The sequence below is a fragment of the Pseudohaliea sp. genome, assembly GCF_054552115.1.
Genome location: NZ_JBTOLW010000014.1, coordinates 25,808 through 44,694, shown reverse-complemented (window position 1 = coordinate 44,694; position 18,887 = coordinate 25,808). Strand labels below are relative to the sequence as shown.

General features: G+C 69.9%; 20 protein-coding genes and 1 tRNA gene. 8 read left to right on the top strand and 13 right to left on the bottom strand.

Features of this window, described 5'->3' with window-relative positions:
- Positions 1 to 4: 4 nt before the first annotated feature.
- From ACX93N_RS08780 to cuyA, 6 genes are all read right to left on the bottom strand, one after another.
- Positions 5 to 841, bottom strand: coding sequence for an ABC transporter substrate-binding protein (locus tag ACX93N_RS08780; protein WP_459428035.1), 837 nt, complete (start codon positions 839 to 841; stop codon positions 5 to 7).
- Between the two features lie 176 nt (positions 842 to 1,017).
- Entirely contained in the window at positions 1,018 to 1,422 is a 405-nt protein-coding gene (locus tag ACX93N_RS08775; RefSeq protein WP_459428034.1) for a GlcG/HbpS family heme-binding protein, read from the bottom strand.
- Positions 1,423 to 1,624: 202 nt separating this feature from the next.
- A tRNA-Phe gene (locus ACX93N_RS08770) sits at positions 1,625 to 1,700 on the bottom strand.
- A gap of 48 nt (positions 1,701 to 1,748) precedes the next feature.
- The gene (locus tag ACX93N_RS08765) at positions 1,749 to 2,030 is read right to left on the bottom strand and encodes an oxidative damage protection protein (protein WP_459428033.1); all 282 of its coding nucleotides are present in this window, start codon (positions 2,028 to 2,030) and stop codon (positions 1,749 to 1,751) included.
- A 12-nt stretch (positions 2,031 to 2,042) separates the two neighbouring features.
- Positions 2,043 to 3,095, bottom strand: a complete 1,053-nt coding sequence (mutY, locus tag ACX93N_RS08760) for an A/G-specific adenine glycosylase (RefSeq protein ID WP_459428032.1) — start codon at positions 3,093 to 3,095, stop codon at positions 2,043 to 2,045.
- A 13-nt stretch (positions 3,096 to 3,108) separates the two neighbouring features.
- Positions 3,109 to 4,113, bottom strand: a complete 1,005-nt coding sequence (cuyA, locus tag ACX93N_RS08755; RefSeq protein ID WP_459428031.1) for a D-cysteate sulfo-lyase — start codon at positions 4,111 to 4,113, stop codon at positions 3,109 to 3,111.
- Positions 4,114 to 4,280: 167 nt separating this feature from the next.
- On the opposite strand from cuyA, the gene hisB reads away from it, so the two are divergent.
- From hisB to sfsA, 5 genes are read left to right on the top strand one after another with little or no spacing between them, the layout of a single operon-like run.
- Positions 4,281 to 4,874 (top strand): imidazoleglycerol-phosphate dehydratase HisB, encoded by a 594-nt coding sequence (gene hisB, locus ACX93N_RS08750; protein WP_459428030.1) that lies wholly within the window; start codon positions 4,281 to 4,283, stop codon positions 4,872 to 4,874.
- Between the two features lie 5 nt (positions 4,875 to 4,879).
- On the top strand, positions 4,880 to 5,530 hold the full coding sequence (gene hisH / locus ACX93N_RS08745) for an imidazole glycerol phosphate synthase subunit HisH (RefSeq protein WP_459428029.1): 651 nt from the start codon (positions 4,880 to 4,882) through the stop codon (positions 5,528 to 5,530).
- The gene (gene hisA / locus ACX93N_RS08740; RefSeq protein ID WP_459428028.1) at positions 5,524 to 6,258 is read left to right on the top strand and encodes a 1-(5-phosphoribosyl)-5-[(5-phosphoribosylamino)methylideneamino]imidazole-4-carboxamide isomerase; all 735 of its coding nucleotides are present in this window, start codon (positions 5,524 to 5,526) and stop codon (positions 6,256 to 6,258) included. The genes hisH and hisA overlap by 7 nt, the downstream gene beginning before the upstream one ends.
- Positions 6,258 to 7,031 (top strand): imidazole glycerol phosphate synthase subunit HisF, encoded by a 774-nt coding sequence (gene hisF, locus ACX93N_RS08735; protein ID WP_459428027.1) that lies wholly within the window; start codon positions 6,258 to 6,260, stop codon positions 7,029 to 7,031. The genes hisA and hisF overlap by 1 nt, the downstream gene beginning before the upstream one ends.
- Positions 7,032 to 7,033: 2 nt before the next feature.
- A complete protein-coding gene (gene sfsA / locus ACX93N_RS08730) occupies positions 7,034 to 7,858 on the top strand; it encodes a DNA/RNA nuclease SfsA (protein WP_459428026.1) in 825 nt (274 codons plus the stop codon).
- A 7-nt stretch (positions 7,859 to 7,865) separates the two neighbouring features.
- Here sfsA and ACX93N_RS08725 read toward each other — a convergent pair whose 3' ends face one another.
- The 3 genes from ACX93N_RS08725 to gpmI form a co-directional block, all read right to left on the bottom strand.
- Positions 7,866 to 9,209 carry a S41 family peptidase gene (locus tag ACX93N_RS08725; RefSeq protein WP_459428025.1) on the bottom strand — a complete coding sequence of 448 codons (1,344 nt, stop codon included), beginning with the start codon at positions 9,207 to 9,209 and terminating at the stop codon, positions 7,866 to 7,868.
- A gap of 160 nt (positions 9,210 to 9,369) precedes the next feature.
- Positions 9,370 to 10,578: a murein hydrolase activator EnvC family protein gene (locus tag ACX93N_RS08720; protein WP_459428024.1), complete on the bottom strand. Its 1,209-nt coding sequence runs from the start codon at positions 10,576 to 10,578 to the stop codon at positions 9,370 to 9,372.
- 5 nt (positions 10,579 to 10,583) lie between these two features.
- Positions 10,584 to 12,137: a 2,3-bisphosphoglycerate-independent phosphoglycerate mutase gene (gene gpmI, locus ACX93N_RS08715; RefSeq protein ID WP_459428023.1), complete on the bottom strand. Its 1,554-nt coding sequence runs from the start codon at positions 12,135 to 12,137 to the stop codon at positions 10,584 to 10,586.
- Between the two features lie 272 nt (positions 12,138 to 12,409).
- On the opposite strand from gpmI, the gene ACX93N_RS08710 reads away from it, so the two are divergent.
- The 3 genes from ACX93N_RS08710 to secB are packed head-to-tail and all read left to right on the top strand — an operon-like array spanning position 12,410 to position 13,652.
- The gene (locus ACX93N_RS08710; protein ID WP_459428022.1) at positions 12,410 to 12,829 is read left to right on the top strand and encodes a rhodanese-like domain-containing protein; all 420 of its coding nucleotides are present in this window, start codon (positions 12,410 to 12,412) and stop codon (positions 12,827 to 12,829) included.
- 7 nt (positions 12,830 to 12,836) lie between these two features.
- Positions 12,837 to 13,106, top strand: coding sequence for a glutaredoxin 3 (gene grxC, locus ACX93N_RS08705; RefSeq protein WP_459428021.1), 270 nt, complete (start codon positions 12,837 to 12,839; stop codon positions 13,104 to 13,106).
- Between the two features lie 33 nt (positions 13,107 to 13,139).
- Positions 13,140 to 13,652, top strand: a complete 513-nt coding sequence (gene secB, locus ACX93N_RS08700) for a protein-export chaperone SecB (protein WP_459428020.1) — start codon at positions 13,140 to 13,142, stop codon at positions 13,650 to 13,652.
- 24 nt (positions 13,653 to 13,676) lie between these two features.
- On the opposite strand, the gene ntrC is transcribed toward secB, so the two are convergent.
- The 4 genes from ntrC to glnA all read right to left on the bottom strand — a co-directional run bounded on the left by ntrC (position 13,677) and on the right by glnA (position 18,799).
- On the bottom strand, positions 13,677 to 15,083 hold the full coding sequence (ntrC, locus tag ACX93N_RS08695; RefSeq protein ID WP_459428019.1) for a nitrogen regulation protein NR(I): 1,407 nt from the start codon (positions 15,081 to 15,083) through the stop codon (positions 13,677 to 13,679).
- Positions 15,067 to 16,131 carry a nitrogen regulation protein NR(II) gene (glnL, locus tag ACX93N_RS08690; RefSeq protein ID WP_459428018.1) on the bottom strand — a complete coding sequence of 355 codons (1,065 nt, stop codon included), beginning with the start codon at positions 16,129 to 16,131 and terminating at the stop codon, positions 15,067 to 15,069. Before glnL ends, ntrC begins: the two co-directional genes overlap by 17 nt.
- A 271-nt stretch (positions 16,132 to 16,402) precedes the next feature.
- Entirely contained in the window at positions 16,403 to 16,960 is a 558-nt protein-coding gene (locus ACX93N_RS08685) for a DUF4124 domain-containing protein (RefSeq protein ID WP_459428017.1), read from the bottom strand.
- Positions 16,961 to 17,392: 432 nt separating this feature from the next.
- Entirely contained in the window at positions 17,393 to 18,799 is a 1,407-nt protein-coding gene (gene glnA, locus ACX93N_RS08680; protein WP_459428016.1) for a glutamate--ammonia ligase, read from the bottom strand.
- Positions 18,800 to 18,887 lie beyond the last annotated feature (88 nt).

Genomic DNA, 18,887 nt, shown 5'->3' with positions numbered 1-18,887 from the left:
GGCGCTAGGACGCCGCCCGGAAGGGGTGCTCGCCGCCCACGGTGTAGGCGCCGATGATTGCCTGGCCCGGCCCCGAGCTCAGCCACTGGAACAGTCGCCGGGCGGCGGCGCGCACCGCCGTCCCCCGTTCCACCGGGTTCACCAGGATGATGTGGTAGGGGTTGAAGAGCGCCTCGCCCTCGCTCAGCAGGGCCCGCAGGCCCAGCGTCTCGCGGCGCGCCGCCCAGGTTCCCCGGTCCACCAGCACGTAGGCTCCGCGCTGGTCCGCGAGCTCGAGGGTCCTGCCCATGCCGTGGCCGTACTCGAAGTACCACGGGCCGAAGGGTTCGACCCCGGCCTGTGCCCACAGGGCCAGTTCCTTGCGGTGCGTGCCGCTGTCGTCTCCCCGGGAGACGAACAGCGCCTGCGTCCTGGCGATGGCGCGGAAGGCGGGCGCCGCGCCACCGGCCTCGGCAACCCCCGCGGGGTCCCCGGCCGGACCGGCAACCACGAACTCGTTGGTCATGAGCAGTTCCCGGCGCTCGCCGAAGCCGTCGGCCATGAAGCGCTGCTCGGCCTCCGGGAGGTGGGTGATGGTCAGTTCCGCACCGCCCTCCCGCGCGGTGCGCAGAACCCGCCCGCTACCGGATGAGACCAGCGCCACGCGGTAGCCGGTGTCCGCCTCGAAGGCAGGGAGCAGCGCCGCCATGAGACCGGAACTCACGGTCGTGGTGGCTACCGCCAGGCTGACGGGGTCCTCCCGGACCTCCTCGCCGGGGCCGGCCCGGACCGTGCAGGCGAGGAGCAGCAGCGCGAAGCCGGCGATGAGACGGGCGCGGACTCTACCCGGCGGATCCTTCATGGGAGCCGACACCTCGCACTGTCAAGGAACCTGTCAGGTCAAGTCTAGAGTGTGCTCGCCAACGCCACAACGTGCCCACCGGTCGGGCCCCGCGCCGCTCCGCCCGCGAGCCCGCCGGCCCCGGCGCGCTGCCCGCCTCGGCTGGCGTCAGGGAACGCGTTCGCAGCCGGGGGGCGTCAGTCGGCCCCCTGCGTAGCCAGCGCGTGGGTGGCGATCGCCAGATCCTGCTCCGCCGAGCCACCCGAGACGCCGATCGCCCCGAGCAGCCTGCCCTCTTCCATGACCGGCAGGCCGCCGTGAAAGGCCGCGAGCCCGCCGTTGGTAAGCTCCATGCCGGTGAGCTGCTGCCCGGCGACAAGCTGTCCGAAATCACCGGTGGGCAACGGGAAAAGCGCCGCTGTCCGCGCCTTGCGCTGGCTCACGTCAACGGCGCCGGCAAAGGCGCCGTCCATGCGGCTGAAGGCCTTCAGGTGTGCACCGGCATCGACGACGGCAATACAGGCGGCGACGCCGATGTCCGCCGCGCGGTCACAGGCGCGGCGGATGATCTCTTCGGCACGGGTGGTGGTTATGCTGTCCATGGCGGCTTTCCGGGGGGCGATGCCGGCAGGTTACCAGAGTTCGGCGGCAGAGCACCCGGCGCGACGGGGTGCCGCCGGTCGCGGTTGTTGTCGAGGGATGGTGCCCGGAGACAGAATCGAACCGGCCGGCGTCCCGGGGCCGACACGGTGTCGGCTGCCCACGGCGGATCGGGGTGCCGGAGCTGCAGGTGACTGTAAGGGATGGTGCCCGGAGACAGAATCGAACTGCCGACACGGGGATTTTCAATCCCCTGCTCTACCAACTGAGCTATCCGGGCAGGGTAGTGCGGTGAGGCCGCGTATTAGACCTGCTGCCGCGGTGCGCGTCAAGCGCCCTCCTGCCCCGGGGGGACGTAGCCCTCGGCCTGGTCGTAGTCCTCGCCGGACAGGAATTTGTCCATCTCGCCCTGCAGGTACTTGCGCGCTTCCGGGTCGACCAGGCTCAGCTGTTTCTCATTGATCAGCATGGTCTGGTGCGCCTGCCATTCTTCCCAGGCGCGTTTCGAGACTGTCTCGTAAATTTCCTGTCCTTTCGGTCCCGGGTACGGGGGGGCATCGAGGCCTTCGAGTTCCTGCTGGTACTTGCGGCAGAAGACGGTGCGACTCATGGCATGCTCCGCTCAGGGTAGGGTGGTCAGCGTGTCGAGGAGGCGCGCCACCGGGGCGGCAAGGCCGACCCGGGGCGGTGACACGGGATCGTACCAGACACGCCGGCCGTCTTCCTCCACCGCCTCGCCGACGCGGGCGAGGCGCACCACCACGGGTGTGATGTCGAGGTGGTAGTGGCTGAAGGTGTGGCGAAAGGACGCGAGTTCCTCGCTGCCGGCGGGCTCGGCACGGAGCCGTTCGCGGCACCAGCCGTCGGCATCGCCCGCCGCAGCGAGCTCGGGAAAGCACCACAGCCCGCCCCAGATGCCCGAGGGCGGTCGCTTTTCCAGGAGCCAGGCACCGTCCGGATGGCGGGCGAGCAGGAAGGCGGTCTGCCGCTGGGGCAGCTGCCTGCGCGGTTTCCTGCCCGGGTAATCCGCCGGGTTGCCGTCGGCGCGGGCCCGGCAGCCGCCCGCCAGCGGGCACCCGTCGCAGGCGGGCCGGCTCCGGGTGCAGACGGTGGCGCCGAGGTCCATGATGGCCTGCGTGTAGTCCGCCACCCGCTCCTCGGGCGTGTGCGTCTCCGCGTGCTCCCAGAGTGCCTTCAGCACGGCACTCCTTCCCGGCCACCCGGAGACCGCGTGGTAGCGCGCCAGCACGCGCTTGACGTTGCCGTCGAGGATCGGCGCCCGCCCGCCGCAGGCGATGCTGACGACGGCGCCGGCGGTGGAGCGGCCGATGCCGGGGAGGGACTCGAGTTCCGCCACTGTCTCCGGGAACTGTCCCCCGTGCTCCGCCACCACTGCCTGCGCCGCGCGGTGCAGGTTGCGCGCCCGGGCGTAGTAGCCTAGGCCGGTCCAGTGGTGCAGCACGTCGTCGCTATCCGCCGCCGCCAGGGCCTGCACGTCCGGAAAGGCGGCCATGAAGCGCTCGAAGTAGGGAATCACCGTGCTCACCTGGGTCTGCTGCAGCATGATCTCGGACACCCAGACCCGGTAGGGGGTGATGCCCTGCTGCCAGGGCAGGTGCTTGCGACCGTGGCCGTCGTACCAGGCGAGGAGCCGGGCGGCAAAACGATCACTCACGGCGGGTGGCCCCTCAGGCCCCGCCGTCGAAGAAGCCCCGGTAGCCGTAGAGGGCCTGGGCGCCACCGGTGTGCAGGAAGACGATGTTCTCGTCCGGTCCGTAGTGCCCCCGGCGGACGAGGTCTATGAGTCCGGCCATGCCCTTGGCGCTATACACCGGGTCGAGAAAGATACCCTCAAGCTCCGCGAGCAGGCGGATGGCCTCCAGCGCCCCCGCGGTGGGGATACCGTAGCCCTCGCCGATGTAGTCGCAGTTCACCTGCACGTCGTCGTCGGCGATCGCCGTCCGGGAGCCGAGGTAGTCGGCGGTGTCCCGGGCGAGGTCGAGCACCTTCGCGTGCTGTGCCGGGGCCGGGGCGCGCACGCCCACGCCGAGCACGGGGATGCCGCTGCTGGAGGCGGCCAGCCCCGCAACGAGGCCGGCCTGCGTGCCGGCACTGCCGGTGGCGTGGACCAGGCCGTCGATGCGCAGGCCGGCGCCGTTGGCCTGCTGCAGGAGTTCGAGGGCCGCGTTGGCATAGCCCAGGGCACCGACCCGGTTGGAGCCGCCGCCGGGGATGACGTAGGGCTTGCGCCCCTCGGCTTCGAGCCGGCCGGCGACTTCCGCCATGGCCGCATCCATGTCCGTGCCTCCGGGGCGCCCCTCCAGCGTCGCTCCCAGGAGCCGGTCCATGAGCACGTTGCCGTTCTCCCGGTAGTCGGGATCGCTGAAGCCCGTTCGGTCCTCGAGGAGCAGGTGGCAGGGCAGCCCCTCCCGCGCGCAGGCTGCGGCGGCCTGGCGCACGTGGTTCGACTGGGTGGCCCCCTGGGTGATCACGCAGTCGGCTCCCCTTGCCAGCGCGTCGCCCAGCAGGAACTCCAGCTTGCGGGTCTTGTTGCCGCCGCCGGCGAGGCCGGTACAGTCGTCGCGCTTGATCCACAGTGCGGGGCCGCCGAGGGCGTCGCTGAGCCGCGGCAGCGGCTCGAGGGGGGTCGGCAGGTGGGCGTAAGGGCGGCGGGGAAAGCGTGACAGGAGCATGGTGACCATTCCCGGGGAAAGAGTGTGCGCTGAAGCGTGCATGATAACGGGGGACTCACGCCGGGGCACGTGAGCGTGGTGGCGCCTCCTCGCGGACCGCGATTCACGTATAATGCGCCGTTTTCCATCGCAGGCCCGCCGCTTACCGGGCCGGGAGCAGGAGCGACATGGCGAAGCGCAAGGCCTCGGTCACCCGCAATACGCTGGAGACGCAGATCAGCGTCACTCTCGACCTCGACGGCAGCGGGGAGGCGCGCCTGGACACGGGCGTGCCCTTCCTCGAGCACATGCTCGAGCAGATTGCCCGCCACGGCATGATGGATATCGAGATCGACGCCAAGGGCGACCTGCACATCGATGCCCACCACACGGTCGAGGACATCGGCATCACCCTGGGCCAGGCCTTTGCCGCCGCCGTCGGCGACAAGAAGGGCCTTTGCCGCTATGGCCACGCCTACGTGCCCCTGGACGAGGCCCTGTCCCGCGTGGTGGTCGATTTTTCCGGCCGGCCGGGGCTCGTATTCCGCGTCCCCTTCACCCGGGCCGTGATCGGCAGCTTCGATGTCGACCTGTTCCACGAGTTCTTCCAGGGCTTCGTCAACCACGCCCGGGTCACGCTGCACGTCGACAACCTCCGCGGTGAGAACAGCCATCACCAGGCCGAGACGGTCTTCAAGGCCTTCGGCCGGGCCCTGCGCATGGCGCTGGCACCGGACCCGGCCATGGCCGGCGTCACGCCGTCGACCAAGGGTGTCCTCTGACGGCCATGGGCGGTAGCGTTGCCGTCATCGACTACGGCATGGGCAACCTGCACTCCGTGGCCAGCGCCCTGGAGTACGCGGGTGCCGAGGCGGTGCACGTTTCCTGTGACCCGGCGGTGCTGCGCGCGGCGGACCGGGTCGTGTTCCCCGGGGTCGGCGCCATCCGTGACTGCATGGCGGAGATCCGCCGCCTCGGCTGCGACGAACTGCTGCAGACGGCGCTCATGGAGCAGCACAAGCCGGTGCTCGCCATCTGCGTCGGCATGCAGGCGCTCCTCGACAGCTCCGAGGAGAACGGCGGCGTACCCTGCCTCGGCCTCCTCGGCGGCGAGGTGCGCTTCTTCGGCGAGGACCTGCGCGATGCCGAAGGCGGCCGCCTGAAGGTCCCGCACATGGGCTGGAACGAGGTCCGCCAGACCCGCCCGCACCCGCTCTGGGCGGGCATCGACGACGGCGCGCGCTTCTACTTCGTGCACAGTTACTACGTCCATGCGGCGGACCGCGGCCTCGTCGCCGGCAGCGTCGATTACGGCGTTACCATCGATGCCGCCCTCGCCCGCGACAACCTCTTCGCCGTGCAGTTCCACCCGGAGAAAAGCCACACCGCGGGCCTCACGCTCCTCCGCAACTTCCTCACCTGGGACGGCTCATGCTGATCATCCCCGCCATCGATCTCAAGGACGGCCAGTGCGTGCGCCTGCGCCAGGGCGCCATGGACGACAGCACGGTGTTCTCTGACGACCCGGTCGCCATGGCCCGGCGCTGGGTCGATGCCGGCTGCCGGCGCCTGCACCTGGTGGACCTGAACGGGGCCTTCGCCGGCGAGCCGGTGAACGGCGCGGTGGTCGAGGCCATCGCGGCCGCGTACCCGGAGCTGCCGGTGCAGATCGGCGGCGGCATCCGCGACCTCGCAACCATCGAGCATTACCTGCGGGCCGGGGTGAGCTACGTGATCATCGGCACGCAGGCGGTCAAGCAGCCGGCCTTCGTCGCCGAGGCCTGCCGCGCCTTCCCGGGAAAGGTCATTGTCGGCCTCGATGCCCGCGATGGCCGCGTCGCCATCGACGGCTGGGCGGAGGTCAGCGATGTGCAGGCCACGGCGCTGGCCCGCCGTTTCGAGGCCGATGGCGTGTCCGCCATCGTCTACACGGATATCGCCCGGGACGGCATGATGCAGGGCGTGAACGTGGAGGCCACGGTCGCCATGGCCCGGGCCTCGAGCATCCCGGTGATCGCCTCCGGCGGCATCACGGACCTCGCCGACATCCGCGCCCTCCATGCCGTGGCCGGCGAGGGCATCATCGGTGCCATTACCGGCCGCGCCATCTACGAGGGCACGCTGGACGTGGCCGAGGCCCAGCGCCTCTGCGATGGTGACGCCTGATGGGCCTCGCGCGGCGCATCATTCCCTGCCTCGACGTCGAAAATGGCCGCGTGGTGAAGGGCGTGAACTTCGTCGATATCCGCGATGCCGGCGACCCGGTGGAGATCGCCCGCCGCTACAACGAGGCGGGCGCTGACGAGATCACCTTCCTCGACATCACCGCCAGCCACGAGGCGCGGGAAACCACCGTGCACACGGTGGAGGCCATCGCCCGGGAAGTATTCATCCCGCTGACCGTCGGCGGCGGCATCCGCTCCCTGGCGGACATCCGCACCATGCTCAATGCCGGGGCCGACAAGGTGAGCATCAATACCGCCGCGATCCGCGAACCCCAACTGGTCGCCGAGGCCTCGGCCCGCTTCGGCGCCCAGTGCATCGTGGTCGCCATCGATGCCAAGCGGGTGCAGGACCGGGGCGGCGCGCCGCGCTGGGAGATCTTCACCCACGGCGGCCGCCGGCCCACGGGCATCGACGCCGTCGCCTGGGCCCGGCGCATGGCCGAGCTCGGTGCCGGCGAGATCCTGCTTACCAGCATGGACCGGGATGGAACCCGCGACGGCTTCGACCTCGCCCTGACCCGGGCCGTGAGCGACGCGGTCCCGGTGCCGGTGATCGCCTCCGGCGGTGTCGGCAACCTCGAGCACCTCGCCGAAGGCGTGCTCGAGGGCGGCGCCGACGCGGTGCTCGCCGCCAGTATCTTCCACTTCGGTGAGTACAGCATCGCCGAGGCCAAGGCGCACATGGCCGGCCGGGGCATCGAGGTCCGGCGGTAACGATGGCGGCCTGCGCCGCCGGCAGCCTGGTGATCCCCCACGAGCGGCCGCTCCTGCCCTGCCGCTTTCTCGCCCGCTACGACCGTTTCATCGCCAGCGTCGAGCTGGACGGCGAGGTCGTAGACGCCCACTGCGTCAACCCGGGCCGCATGGAGGGGCTGGTGCACCCGGGGGCCCGGGCCTGGGTTTCTGCGGTGCCGCCCGAGAGCAAGCGCAAGCTGCGCTACACGCTGGAACTGCTGGAGATCGACGGCCGCTATGTCGGCGCGAACACTGTGGTGCCCAACCGCCTTGCGGAGATTCTCGTCCGCGAAGGCTGCGTGCCCGGCCTCAAGCGCTTCCGCAGCCTCGCCCGGGAGGTGCGCTACGGCGAGAACTCGCGCATCGACCTGCTGCTGGAGCAGGGCAGCCGCGCGGACCCGGTCCGGCATTACGTGGAGGTGAAGAACTGCCACCTCGTCTACCCGGACGGCGGCGCCTATTTCCCGGACAGCGTCAGCGTCCGCGCCGCGGGGCACCTGCGGGAACTGGCAGCGGTGGTGGCGGCGGGAGACAAGGCGACGGTGCTGTTCACGGTGCAGCGGGAGGATGCCCGCTTCCTGCGTCCGAGCCGGCTGCACGACCCGGCCTTTGCGGCCGCGGCGACGGAGGCCGCAAAGGCCGGGGTGCGCTTCCGCGCGCTGACTATCGCGCCCCGGCCCGACGGGTTCCATTACCTGGGGTTGCTGCCGGTGCGCCTCGGCCCCTACAACCCGGCGCCCCTGGAGCCGTTCCGGGAAGCGCTGGCGCCCTTCTCCGGCTGGCGTCGGCGCGGCGGGCGCGGCTGAACGCCGCCTACTCGGCTGCCGGTTCCTTGGCCGCGACGCTGGCGGCGGGTGCCGGCGCCCCGCGCATGCCGAGGATGCTCACACCCTTGAGCAGGGTCAGCGCCTCGTAGAGCTGGTTGTCGGTGGCGAGAAGGGCGCTTGCGCCGGAGGCTTTCGCCCCGGCGCCGCCGTTGTCGCCGTTGCCGTTATCGAGGTGGCCGACGAGATCCGCCTCGCTGATGCGGCCCTCTTCCGACAGGGCCTCCAGCCGCGCCCGCTCCACCACGATATCGGGGGCGATGCCGGCGGCCTGGATCGAGCGGCCGTTGGGCGTAAAGTACAGCGCCGTGGTCAGCTTGACGGCGCGATCCTCGGAGATCGGCAGCACGGTCTGCACCGAGCCCTTGCCGAAGCTGCCGGTGCCCATGATGATCGCGCGGCCGTGGTCCTGCAGGGCGCCGGCGACGATTTCCGAGGCGCTTGCGGAGCCGCCGTTGATGAGCACGATCAGCGGCACCCCGCCGCTGGCATCCTCCGGCGTCGCGTCATAGCTCTGGGCGGCGTTGGCCAGCCGGCCCTCCGTGTACACCACCTGCCCCCCGGGCAGGAACAGGCCGGCGACGTCGACGCTGGCGCCGAGCACGCCGCCGGGGTTGTTGCGCAGGTCCAGCACGAGGCCCTTGAGGGTTTGCTCTTCCTGCAACCGCTCCAGGGCGGCGCCGACATCATCGCCGGTGCTCTTCTGGAATTGCGAGATGCGGATATAGCCGAAGCCCGGTTCGAGCCAGCGTTCGCGGACACTGGCAACCTTGATGACGTCGCGTACCAGGGTCACCGCGAAGGGGCGGCCCTGGCCGGCGCGGCCGATGGTGAGTTCGATCTCGCTGCCCTTGGGGCCGCGCATCTTCGCCACGGCGTCGCCGAGGCTCATGCCCTTCACGGGCTGGTTGTCCAGCTTGAGGATGATGTCGCCCGGCTGCATGCCTGCCTCCGCGGCCGGTGAGCCGTCGATGGGGGCGATGACCCGTATCAGGCCGTTGTCCATGCCCACCTCGAGGCCGAGCCCGGAGAACTCGCCGCTGGTGGTGGTCTGCAGATCCTCGAAGGCGTCGCGGGTGAGGTAGACCGAGTGCGGGTCCAGCCCGGTGAGCATGCCCTCGATGGCATACTCGAGGAGGGTGCTGTCGTCGATCTCCTCGACGTAGCCCTGGCGGATCTGGCTGAAGACATCGGCGAAGGTGCGCAGCTCGTCGAAAGCCAGCCGGCCCTCATCCGCTTCCATGGCGCCCTGTGCCGTGCCGGCGAGGAGGGCCGTGGCGAGGGCGCCGGCGCGGGCGTGGCGGCGCAGCAGCTGTCGTGGCTCGAGGGGCATGGTGCGTGCCTTTATGGCTGTGGGGTTGGCCGAGCCCGGCGGGCAGCACCCGCGAGCTCAGAGACAGGCAGGGAAGTGTAGCGCAATCCCGCGCGCCCCGGCCAAGGGCCTCCCTTTTCCAAGGCTGGTGCCGCGGCTGGTCCCAGGCTTGAGCCCCCGGTCAGCCCCGGCACCAGCGGGCCGGATCGACCGGTTTGCCGTCGTGCCGGATCTCGAAGTAGAGCGCGGCCCGCTCCCGGCCGCCGCTCGCGCCGACGGTGGCGATGGGCGTGCCGGCGGTCACCCAGTCGCCCACGTCCTTGAGCAGGCTCTGGTTGTGCGCGTAGAGGCTCATGTAGCCCTCACCGTGGTCCAGCACCAGCAGCAGGCCGGAGCCGCGCAGCCAGTCCGCGTAGACCACCCGCCCGTGGTGGATGGCCGTCACGGTGCTGCCGGCCGCGGCGTTGATGGTGACGCCGCGCCAGCGCATCTTGCCCTGGTTCCGCGGCCTGCCGTAGCGGTTCGCATGCTGACCGGCCGCGGGCCAGGGCATGCTGCCCCGCGCCGCCGTGAAGGGCTGGTAGTTCGCCGGGATGGCGAGGTCGCGGATCGCCGCCTCGATCTCGCCGAGGACCTCTTCCAGCGCCTCGGCATCGCGGGCCAGGCGGGCGAGCTCGCTGTCGCGCTCGGCAATGCTGGCGGCCAGGGCCGCTACCGCCTGCCGGCGCCGGTCGCGCGCCGCCGCCAGTTCCTGCTGCCGCGCGATCAGGGCCTCGCGCTCGGCGTCCAGTTCGTCGCGCCGGGCGGCCGCGCTCGCCTCGACAGCCGCGAGTTCCGCCAGGGTCGCGCGGAAGCCGGCCAGGGCCTCGCTGCGCGCGGCGGCGATGTAGCGATAGTAGGCAAGCACCCGGGCAAGGGCGACCGGGTCTTCCTGGTTCAGCAGGAGCTTGAGGCTGCTGTCGCTGCCGCTGGCCCAGGCCCGGCGCAGCTCCTCGGCGACACGGGCCCGCTGGCTGTCCCGGCGGGCGGCGAGGGAGTCCTGTTCCGCGGCGAGTTCCGCAAGACGCGCAACGAGGGCGTCGATGCGGCCCTCGATCGTATTCACCCGCGCGGTGAGGCGGGCGAGGTCCGTCTCCGCCGCGCGAAGCTCCGCCTGCAGCGTATCCCGGGCCGCCTCGTCGCGGCGCTGCTCCGTCTCGATCTTCTCGATGGCACGGTTCAGGGCCTCGAGCTTCGCGCGCGTCGCGCGCTCGTCCTGCACCGCGTCCGCGTTGGCGGCCACCGGCGCCAGGGCGGGGACGAGAGCGGCGGCAAGGGGAAGGCCGGCGGCCAGGGCGGCGGCCCGGACCAGCCCCGCGAGCCCGCGCCCTGCACGGCGCCAGCGGGCCACGGTGCTCAGCGATCCGCGAGGAGGCTGTGGCCGGTCATCTCGGGGGGCCGGGGCATGCCCATGAGGGCCAGCAGCGTTGGCGCGACGTCGGCGAGGATGCCGCCGGCCGGGTCGAGGGTCGCGGGCTCGCGGCCGATGTAGACCAGGGGCACGAGGTCCGTGGTGTGCTGCGTGTGCCGCTGCCCGGACTCGTAGTCGAGCATCTGCTCGCAGTTGCCGTGGTCGGCGGTGATCAGGGCGCGGCCACCGGCTTCGAGTACCGCCGCCTCGACGCGCCCCAGGCAGGCGTCGAGGGCCTCCACGGCGGCCACCGCGGCCTCGTAGCTGCCGGTATGGCCGACCATATCGCCGTTGGCGTAATTGCAGACGATGAGGTCGTAGGCGCCGCTGCCGATAGCCTCGACGAGCTTGTCGGTGACCTCCGGGGCGCTCATCTCCGGCTTGAGATCGTAGGTGGCGACATCCGGAGAGGGCACGAGGATGCGGGTCTCCCCGTCATACTCGTCCTCGCGTCCGCCACTGAAGAAGAAGGTCACGTGGGCGTACTTCTCGGTCTCCGCGATACGCAGCTGCGTGCGGCCGGTGGCGGCGAGGTATTCGCCGAGGCCGTTGCGCGGGGCCTCCGGCGGGAAGGCACAGGGGGCGTTGATGTCGGCCGCGTACTCCGTGGTCTGCACGAAGCCCGCGAGCCGGGGCTGCACCCGGCGCTGGAAACCGTCGAAGGCCGGGTCCGTGAGCGCCCGGGTGAGCTGCCGGGCGCGGTCGGCGCGGAAATTCATGAACAGCACGGTGTCGCCGTCCTCGATGCGCACGGCACTGCCACCGGCGTCGGTGATGACCGTCGGCGCGACGAACTCGTCGCTCTCGTCGCGCTCGTAGGCCGCGGCGAGACCCTCCGCGGCGCTCGTCGCGCGGTGGTCCGCATCCCCCTCGGTGAGCAGGTTGTAGGCCTTTTCCACCCGGTCCCAGCGCTGGTCCCGGTCCATCGCGTAGTAGCGGCCGCAGAGGCTGGCGATGCGCCCGACGCCGAGCTCCTCGAACACGGCCTCGGCTTTCTCGAGAGAAGCCTGCGCGCTGCGCGGCGGCGTGTCGCGGCCGTCGAGGAAAGCGTGCAGGAAGACCTGTTTCGCGCCGCGGGCCGCGGCCAGGCGCAGCGCCGCGAACAGCTGCCGCTCGTGGCTGTGCACACCCCCCGGCGACAGCAGCCCCATCACGTGCACCGCGCCACCGCGGGTCACCGCGGCATCGATGGCCTCCGTGTACACGGGGTTCTCGTCGAAACTGCCGTCGGCAATGGCCTGGTCGATGCGGGTGATGTTCTGGTAGATGATGCGGCCGCTGCCGAGGCTCATGTGGCCTACTTCGGAATTGCCCATCTGCCCTTCGGGCAGGCCGACATCGAGGCCCGAGCCGGAGATGAGCGTGTGCGGGGCCCCGGCCCAGAGCCGGTCCCAGACCGGGGTGTGGGCGTTGGCGATGGCGTTGTCTCGGGTTTCTTCCCGGTAGCCCCAGCCGTCCAGGATGATGAGGACGGTGGGTACTCTGCTGGCGTCAGTCATGCCTGCTCCCTTTGCTGCCGGCCAGGTCCGGCGGGTGGCGAGTGCGCCCGCCGCAGTGCGAGTGAGAAAGCGCGCTATTGTAACCGCTGCCCTGGCACCTGTGGGAGGCGCGGCCCCTTCACCGCCGACGGTCGGCGCAGGGCTCCCGGCCGGGCGGCGGTGGCGGAAGGCCCGCCGGGGCGTGCCTCCGGCAAGCATAACGGGTATACTTCGCGCCTTCTTGCCGAGGCCCGGCGTAACGCCGGGCGCAATACGGACCCGGAAACCGCTCCATGGCCCTCTTCCTAGAGTTCCTGCTCCAGCAATGGATCCTGGTCGCCGCGCTGCTCGTGGCGATCGGCATGCTGCTGTTCCACGAGACCCGCAAGGCGGGCCCCGCGCTGAGCCCGCAGCAGGCCATCGACCTGGTGAATGCCGAGGACGGTATTTTCCTCGACCTGCGCGATGGCGGCGACTACAAGCAGGGGCACATCGTCGATGCCGTGCATATCCCGATGGCGAAGCTCGCGGACCGCAAGGGCGAGCTCGAGGCCTACCGGGACCGGCCGATCATCCTGGTCTGCAAGATGGGCCAGCAGGCCGGGGCTGCCGCCAAGCAGCTGCGCGGCGACGGCTTCGGCAAAGTGTACAAGATGGCCGGCGGCATGCTCGAGTGGAGCAACCTGCAACTGCCCACGGTGGCGAAAAAGTAGCCGCGCCGTGGCCGTTCCCGTCACCGTCTACAGCACCCGCTTCTGCCCCTTCTGCATCGCCGCGCGGCGGCTGCTCAAGGGCAAGGGGGTGGCCTTCGAGGAGATCGCCGTGGACGGCGACGCCGCCCTGCGTGCGAAAATGACGGAGAAAGCCGGCCGCCACACGGTGCCGCAGATCTGGGTTGGCGACCGGCACGTGGGCGGCTTTGATGAACTCGCGGCGCTGGACCGCGAGGGGCGCCTCGATGCGCTTCTCGGCCTGTCCGCGTCCCCCTGACAGACAGAACCATCCGCACGGAGAAAGCAAGCCATGGCCGACGAGCAGGCAGCAGCACAACAGGACGCCCCGCAACAGCAGTTCTCGCTGCAGCGCATCTATTGCAAGGATGTCTCCTTCGAGTCCCCCGCGACCCCGGAGGTCTTCCGCCAGTCCTACCAGCCGAAGGTCAATATCGACCTCAATACGAAGAGCAACGCCATCGACGAGAACGGCAACTTCGAGGTCGTGCTGACCATCACGGTCACCTCGAAGGTCGAGGAAGAGACGGCGTTCCTCGTCGAAGTCCAGCAGGCCGGCATCTTCTACATCACGGGCTTCGAGACGGAGCAGCTGCGCATGGTGCTCGGCACCGCCGCGCCGAACATCCTCTTCCCCTACGCGCGCGAGGCCATCGACGGGCTCGTGGTCAAGGGTGGTTTCCCGGCGCTCATGCTCGCCCCGGTGAACTTCGAGGCGCTCTACCAGCAGGCGATGGCTCGCTCCCAGGCCGAAGGCCAGCAGGGCGCGGCCCAGGGCAACGGCGAGGCACCGGCCGGGGCCTGAGCCCGGGCGGCGGGCCCGCCCCGCCTACAGGTCCAGCTCCTTCATCTTGCGGGTCAGTGTGTTCCGGCCCCAGCCGAGTAGCTCGGCGGCATCCCGCTTGCGGCCCTGCGTGTGCTGCAGGGCCACCTCGATGAGCGTGCGCTCGAAGGCGGGGACGGCGGCGCGGAGGATGTGCTGCTTGCCCTGCACGAGCTCGTTGTTCGCCCATTGCGACAGCAGGTCCCGCCAGTCCGTGCCTTCGCCTGTCGGAGCCATGGCTTCCCGTCGGCCGAGTTCCGGCGGCAGGTCCGACAGGTGTACTTCCCGCCCCGACGCCATGACCGTGATCCAGCGGCAGGTGTTCTCGAGCTGGCGTACGTTCCCGGGCCAGTCGAGCCCGGCCAGGAACCGCTCCGTCTCCGGGAGCAGCACCTTGGTCTCGCCCCCCAGCTCCCGGGCGGCCCGGGCAAAGAAGAACTCCATCAGCTTCGGGATGTCCTCCCGCCGCTCGGCCAGCCGCGGCAGGTGGATGCGGATCACGTTAAGGCGGTGGAACAGGTCCTCGCGGAACTCGCCGCGGTTCACCCGCTCCTCGAGATCCTGGTGGGTAGCGGCGATGATGCGCACATCGACCCGCACCGGGGTGTGCCCGCCCACGCGGTAGAATTCGCCGTCGGCGAGCACCCGCAGGAGGCGCGTCTGGGTCTCCGCCGGCATGTCGCCGATCTCGTCGAGGAACAGGGTGCCGCCGTCGGCCTGCTCGAAGCGTCCCTCGCGGCGCCCGCTCGCCCCGGTGAAGGCCCCTTTTTCGTGGCCGAACAGCTCGGATTCCATGAGGTCCCGGGGGATGGCGGCCATGTTCAGGGCGATGAAGGGCTGGCTGGCCCGAGGGCTGTGCCGGTGCAGCGCCCGCGCGACCAGCTCCTTGCCGGTGCCGGACTCGCCGTTGATGAGCACGGTGATATTGCTGTGGGCGAGGCGGCCGATGGCACGGAAGACCTCCTGCATGGCCGGGGCCTCGCCGATGATTTCCGAGCCCGGTGCCAGGTCCCCGGGGGTGTCCGCCGGGGCCAGGTGCTCCCGGGCGTGGGCCAGGGCCCGCTCCGTCACCGCTACCACCTCGTCGATATCGAAAGGCTTGGGCAGGTATTCGAAGGCGCCCTGCTGGTAGGAGGCCACGGCGCTGTCGAGGTCCGAGTGGGCCGTGGTGATGATCACCGGCAGCCGCGGGTGGCTGGCCGTCAGCCGCTCGAGAAGCTCGAGGCCGTCGGTGCCCGGCATGCGGATGTCACTGATCACGGCGTCCGGCTGCTCGTCGCCGAGGCGGCGGAGCATGCGGTCGCCATTCGAAAAACACTCGCTCTCGATGCCGGCCTGGCCGAGGGCGCGTTCCAGCACCCAGCGGATCGATTGGTCGTCGTCGACAACCCAGACTTTAGGAGGCTTGGGCATAGGATTCTTCCAGCGGTAGATAGAGGCTGAAGCGGGTCTCGCCGGGCTTGCTGTCGCAGGTCAGCAGGCCGCCGTGGCGATTGACGATGGACTGGGAGATGGCCAGCCCGAGGCCGGAGCCGTCGGCGCGGCCGCTGATCATGGGCACGAACAGGGAGTGGCGCAGCTCCTCGGGAATGCCCGGCCCGTTGTCGACGATGTCGACGCGGCAGACCAGCCGGTGCCGGCGGTTGCCGATCGTGAACTGGCGCTGGGAGCGGGTAATGATCGCAAGCGCCCGCAGATCCTGTCCGCTCGTGGCCTGGAGCGCATTGCGGGCGATGTTGAGCACCGCCTGGACGAGCTGGACCCGGTCGCCGAGGATGTCGGGCAGGCTCGGGTCGTAGTCGCGGGTCAGCGTCAGTGCCGCCCCGGCCTCCGCCCGTACGAGCCGGCAGACGTGTTCCAGCACTTCGTGCACGTTGAGGGGCTCCAGCTGCGGCTGCACCTTCGGGCCCAGCAGCCGGTCGACGAGGTCGCGGAGCCGGTCCGCCTCGCGGATGATGATCTCCGTGTACTCCCCTAGCTCACCCTCCGGCAGCGCGCGGGCAAGCAGCTGCGCCGCGCCGCGCACGCCGCCGAGGGGGTTCTTGATCTCGTGGGCGAGGCCCCGGACCAGAGAGTGGGTCGCCTCCTGGGCGTTGAGCAGGCTCTCCTCGCGGCTGATGCGCTGCAGCCGGTCCACCGCCTGCACCTCCACCACGAGTGCCACCGGTCCCTCATCGTGCAGTGGCGTTATCACCAGGTCGACCTGCCCGGAGCCACCGGTCGGCAGCACCAGTTCCACCCCGCGGCGCACGATCGGGTGTTGCTCCCGCAGCGCCTGCTCGAGGTTGCCGAGCCACGCGGGCGGCAGCGAATCGATGTGCCGCGCATGGAGGCCGCAGACGCGCGCCGTGGAAATCGCCAGCTGCGCCTCCGCCGCCGGGTTCAGATAGCAGACGCGGAGTGCCTCGTCGAGGCAGAGCACCCCCGTGCTGATATTGTCGAGAACGTCCGCTTCCAGCATGCCTGCCCTGTTTTCCAGCGCCCTTCGCGTCGCTGCCTCCCGACAAAGCAAGATTGGAGCCACAACGGGGCATTGACCATACGCGGGGGCTGGTGACTATAAAATCCTGCGTTCAAACCAGTGCAAGTGCTCACACATGGCCTGTGGCGTGGAATCTCTGCGCCAAAGTGGCCACCGGCTTCGGCCGCCCCGCCAATACCTGCACCCGCCATGCACCAGTATGGTGCATGTGTGCCGGTTCGACCAGCGCGGGCCGGAGGGAGAGGGGGAGTCAGCGCACCGAGGGGCGCAGCACGTAGACGCGGACGGGGTCGGACTCGGCAATGGTCTCGCCGCTGCTGCTCACGCGCCGGATAACCAGGTCGTGCGGCCCGCGAAGCACACCCTGCAGGCCCCAGCTCGCGCCCGCCTGGGGCGCCCCGACGGCCTCACCATCCATGAGCAGCTGCAACCGCTCCCCGGGGCCCAGCGGCGGCTCCGCACGCCCGCTCACGCTGAAATTCCCGGGCCCCATGGCGATAGTGGTCTCGTCCGGCGGTGAGGTGATGGTGACCGTCGGCGCGGGCGCCGGCTCGGGTGCTTGCCGCCCGGGCGCGGGCCGCGGCAGCGGTTCGGGCGGCGGCGCGGTGTTCAGGTCCCCGAGTTCGACTTCCTCGCCCTCCTGGCCGGGAGCCGGCGGCTGGTCGCTGAAGACGACGTTGCCGTGTTCGTCCACGGTGCGGTAGATCTTTTGTGCCAGGGCGGACCCGGAAACGACACACGCGATAACAAGACCCAAAACGGCGACAAGCTTGCCCATGGTCACCTCCGGCGGCTGGCGTGTATTCATTATGTGCCTTTTTGCTGTGGTAGCGCCAAGGTGCTGTTTACGGCCTTCTCCGGACATGTGCCAGGGGCGGGCGGGAAAGGGACACCGCTCCTTTCCGGGGCGAGCGCGGGATACGTCGCTCAGTCGCTCCCCGTTACACGCTTTGTGAGAGACGTATCCCGCGCTTGCCCCTTCCGCCTCGCGTACTTCCGACGCGGTGGGTTTGCCAGGCGGTAGGGGCGGCTGCTGGCTAAGGCCCCCACAAAGCGTGTATCGGGGAGCGACTGGGGGCCTTAGCCAGCAGCCGCCCCGGGATGCTTCGAGAAGCCAATGTCGCTGTGCGTCCCGGCTTTGCAAGGCTGCCGGTTCGCTTCATCAACGGTTTCGGAGCCTTGCGCGAAACCAAAAAAAAGGCCCGCAATTGCGGGCCGGAAATGTGAGCCGGGTAGAAGCTTACACGGAGTAGTAGAGGTCGAACTCCACCGGGTGGGTGGTCATGTTCAGGCGCTCGATGTCCTCGCGCTTGAGCTCCATGTAGCCGTCGATCATGTCGTCCGTGAAGACGCCGCCGGCGGTGAGGAAGGCGCGGTCCGCGTCGAGGGCGTCCAGGGCCATCTCGAGGCTGGAGGCCACCGTCGGGATCGCCTTGCCCTCCTCCGGGGGCAGGTCGTAGAGATCCTTGTCCGCGGCGTCGCCGGGGTGGATCTTGTTCTGGATGCCGTCGATTCCGGCCATGAGCATGGCGCTGAAGGCCAGGTAGGGGTTGGCCGTCGGGTCCGGGAAGCGGACCTCGATGCGCTTGCCCTTGGGGCTCGGCTCGTAGGGGATGCGGATCGAGGCGGAGCGGTTGCGCGCCGAGTAGGCGAGCATGACCGGCGCTTCGAAGCCCGGCACCAGGCGCTTGTAGGAATTCGTGGCGGCGTTGGTGAAGGCGTTGAGGGCGCGGGCGTGCTTGATGATGCCGCCGATGTAGTAGAGCGCCGTTTCCGAGAGGCCCGCGTAGCCGTCGCCGGCGAAGACATTCTCGCCATCCTTGCTGATCGACTGGTGGACGTGCATGCCGGAGCCGTTGTCACCGACCAGCGGCTTGGGCATGAAGGTGGCCGTCTTGCCGTAGGCGTGGGCGACATTGAGTACGCAGTACTTGAGGATCTGTACCTCGTCCGCCTTGCGCACCAGCGTGTTGAACTTGACGCCGATCTCGCACTGGCCGGCGGTGCCCACTTCGTGGTGGTGTACCTCGACGGGGAGGCCCATCTGCTCCATGGCGTCGCACATGGCGGCGCGGATGTCGTGCAGGGAGTCGACCGGGGGAACGGGGAAATAGCCGCCCTTCACGCGCGGACGGTGGCCGATGTTGCCCTCCTCGAACTTGTGGCTCGAAACCCAGGCCGCTTCCTCGGAGTGGATCGTGTAGCCGGCGCCCGACATGTCCGAGTGCCACTTGATGTCGTCGAAGACGAAGAACTCCGGCTCCGGGCCGAAGAAGGCGGTGTCGCCGATGCCCGTGGACTTGAGGTACTCCTCGGCGCGGTGGGCGACGGAACGCGGGTCGCGCTCGTAGCCCTGCATGGTGGAGGGCTCGACGATGTCACAGCGGAGGTTGACCGTGGGATCGTCGGTGAAGGGGTCGGCGACGGAACTGGAGTCGTCTGGCATGAGGATCATGTCCGACTCGTTGATGCCCTTCCAGCCCGCGATGGAGGAGCCGTCGAACATCTTGCCCTCTTCGAAGAAATCCTCGTCCACTTCCGTGGCCGGGATGGTGACGTGCTGCTCCTTGCCCTTGCTGTCCGTGAAGCGCAGGTCGACCCACTTCGCTTCGCTTTCCTTGATCAGTTCCAGGGTCTTCTCTGACATGGTCAGTCCTCCGTTGGGAATGTCATCGGGTCCTCGGACCCGTTTCTTGCGAGCTGTCGGCGCCACGCACCGCAAAGGGCGCACCGCG

Bases quoted from the DNA above. Each gene is read 5' to 3' on its own strand.
- ACX93N_RS08780 (WP_459428035.1), bottom strand. From the start codon at position 841: ATGAAGGATCCGCCGGGTAGAGTCCGCGCCCGTCTCATCGCCGGCTTC.
- ACX93N_RS08685 (WP_459428017.1), bottom strand. From the start codon at position 16,960: ATGAATACACGCCAGCCGCCGGAGGTGACCATGGGCAAGCTTGTCGCC.
- hisH (WP_459428029.1), top strand. From the start codon at position 4,880: ATGGGCGGTAGCGTTGCCGTCATCGACTACGGCATGGGCAACCTGCAC.
- glnL (WP_459428018.1), bottom strand. From the start codon at position 16,131: ATGCTGGAAGCGGACGTTCTCGACAATATCAGCACGGGGGTGCTCTGC.
- ACX93N_RS08765 (WP_459428033.1), bottom strand. From the start codon at position 2,030: ATGAGTCGCACCGTCTTCTGCCGCAAGTACCAGCAGGAACTCGAAGGC.
- secB (WP_459428020.1), top strand. From the start codon at position 13,140: ATGGCCGACGAGCAGGCAGCAGCACAACAGGACGCCCCGCAACAGCAG.
- ACX93N_RS08710 (WP_459428022.1), top strand. From the start codon at position 12,410: ATGGCCCTCTTCCTAGAGTTCCTGCTCCAGCAATGGATCCTGGTCGCC.
- ACX93N_RS08725 (WP_459428025.1), bottom strand. From the start codon at position 9,209: ATGCCCCTCGAGCCACGACAGCTGCTGCGCCGCCACGCCCGCGCCGGC.
- hisF (WP_459428027.1), top strand. From the start codon at position 6,258: ATGGGCCTCGCGCGGCGCATCATTCCCTGCCTCGACGTCGAAAATGGC.
- cuyA (WP_459428031.1), bottom strand. From the start codon at position 4,113: ATGCTCCTGTCACGCTTTCCCCGCCGCCCTTACGCCCACCTGCCGACC.
- gpmI (WP_459428023.1), bottom strand. From the start codon at position 12,137: ATGACTGACGCCAGCAGAGTACCCACCGTCCTCATCATCCTGGACGGC.
- glnA (WP_459428016.1), bottom strand. From the start codon at position 18,799: ATGTCAGAGAAGACCCTGGAACTGATCAAGGAAAGCGAAGCGAAGTGG.
- hisA (WP_459428028.1), top strand. From the start codon at position 5,524: ATGCTGATCATCCCCGCCATCGATCTCAAGGACGGCCAGTGCGTGCGC.
- sfsA (WP_459428026.1), top strand. From the start codon at position 7,034: ATGGCGGCCTGCGCCGCCGGCAGCCTGGTGATCCCCCACGAGCGGCCG.
- ACX93N_RS08775 (WP_459428034.1), bottom strand. From the start codon at position 1,422: ATGGACAGCATAACCACCACCCGTGCCGAAGAGATCATCCGCCGCGCC.
- hisB (WP_459428030.1), top strand. From the start codon at position 4,281: ATGGCGAAGCGCAAGGCCTCGGTCACCCGCAATACGCTGGAGACGCAG.
- ntrC (WP_459428019.1), bottom strand. From the start codon at position 15,083: ATGCCCAAGCCTCCTAAAGTCTGGGTTGTCGACGACGACCAATCGATC.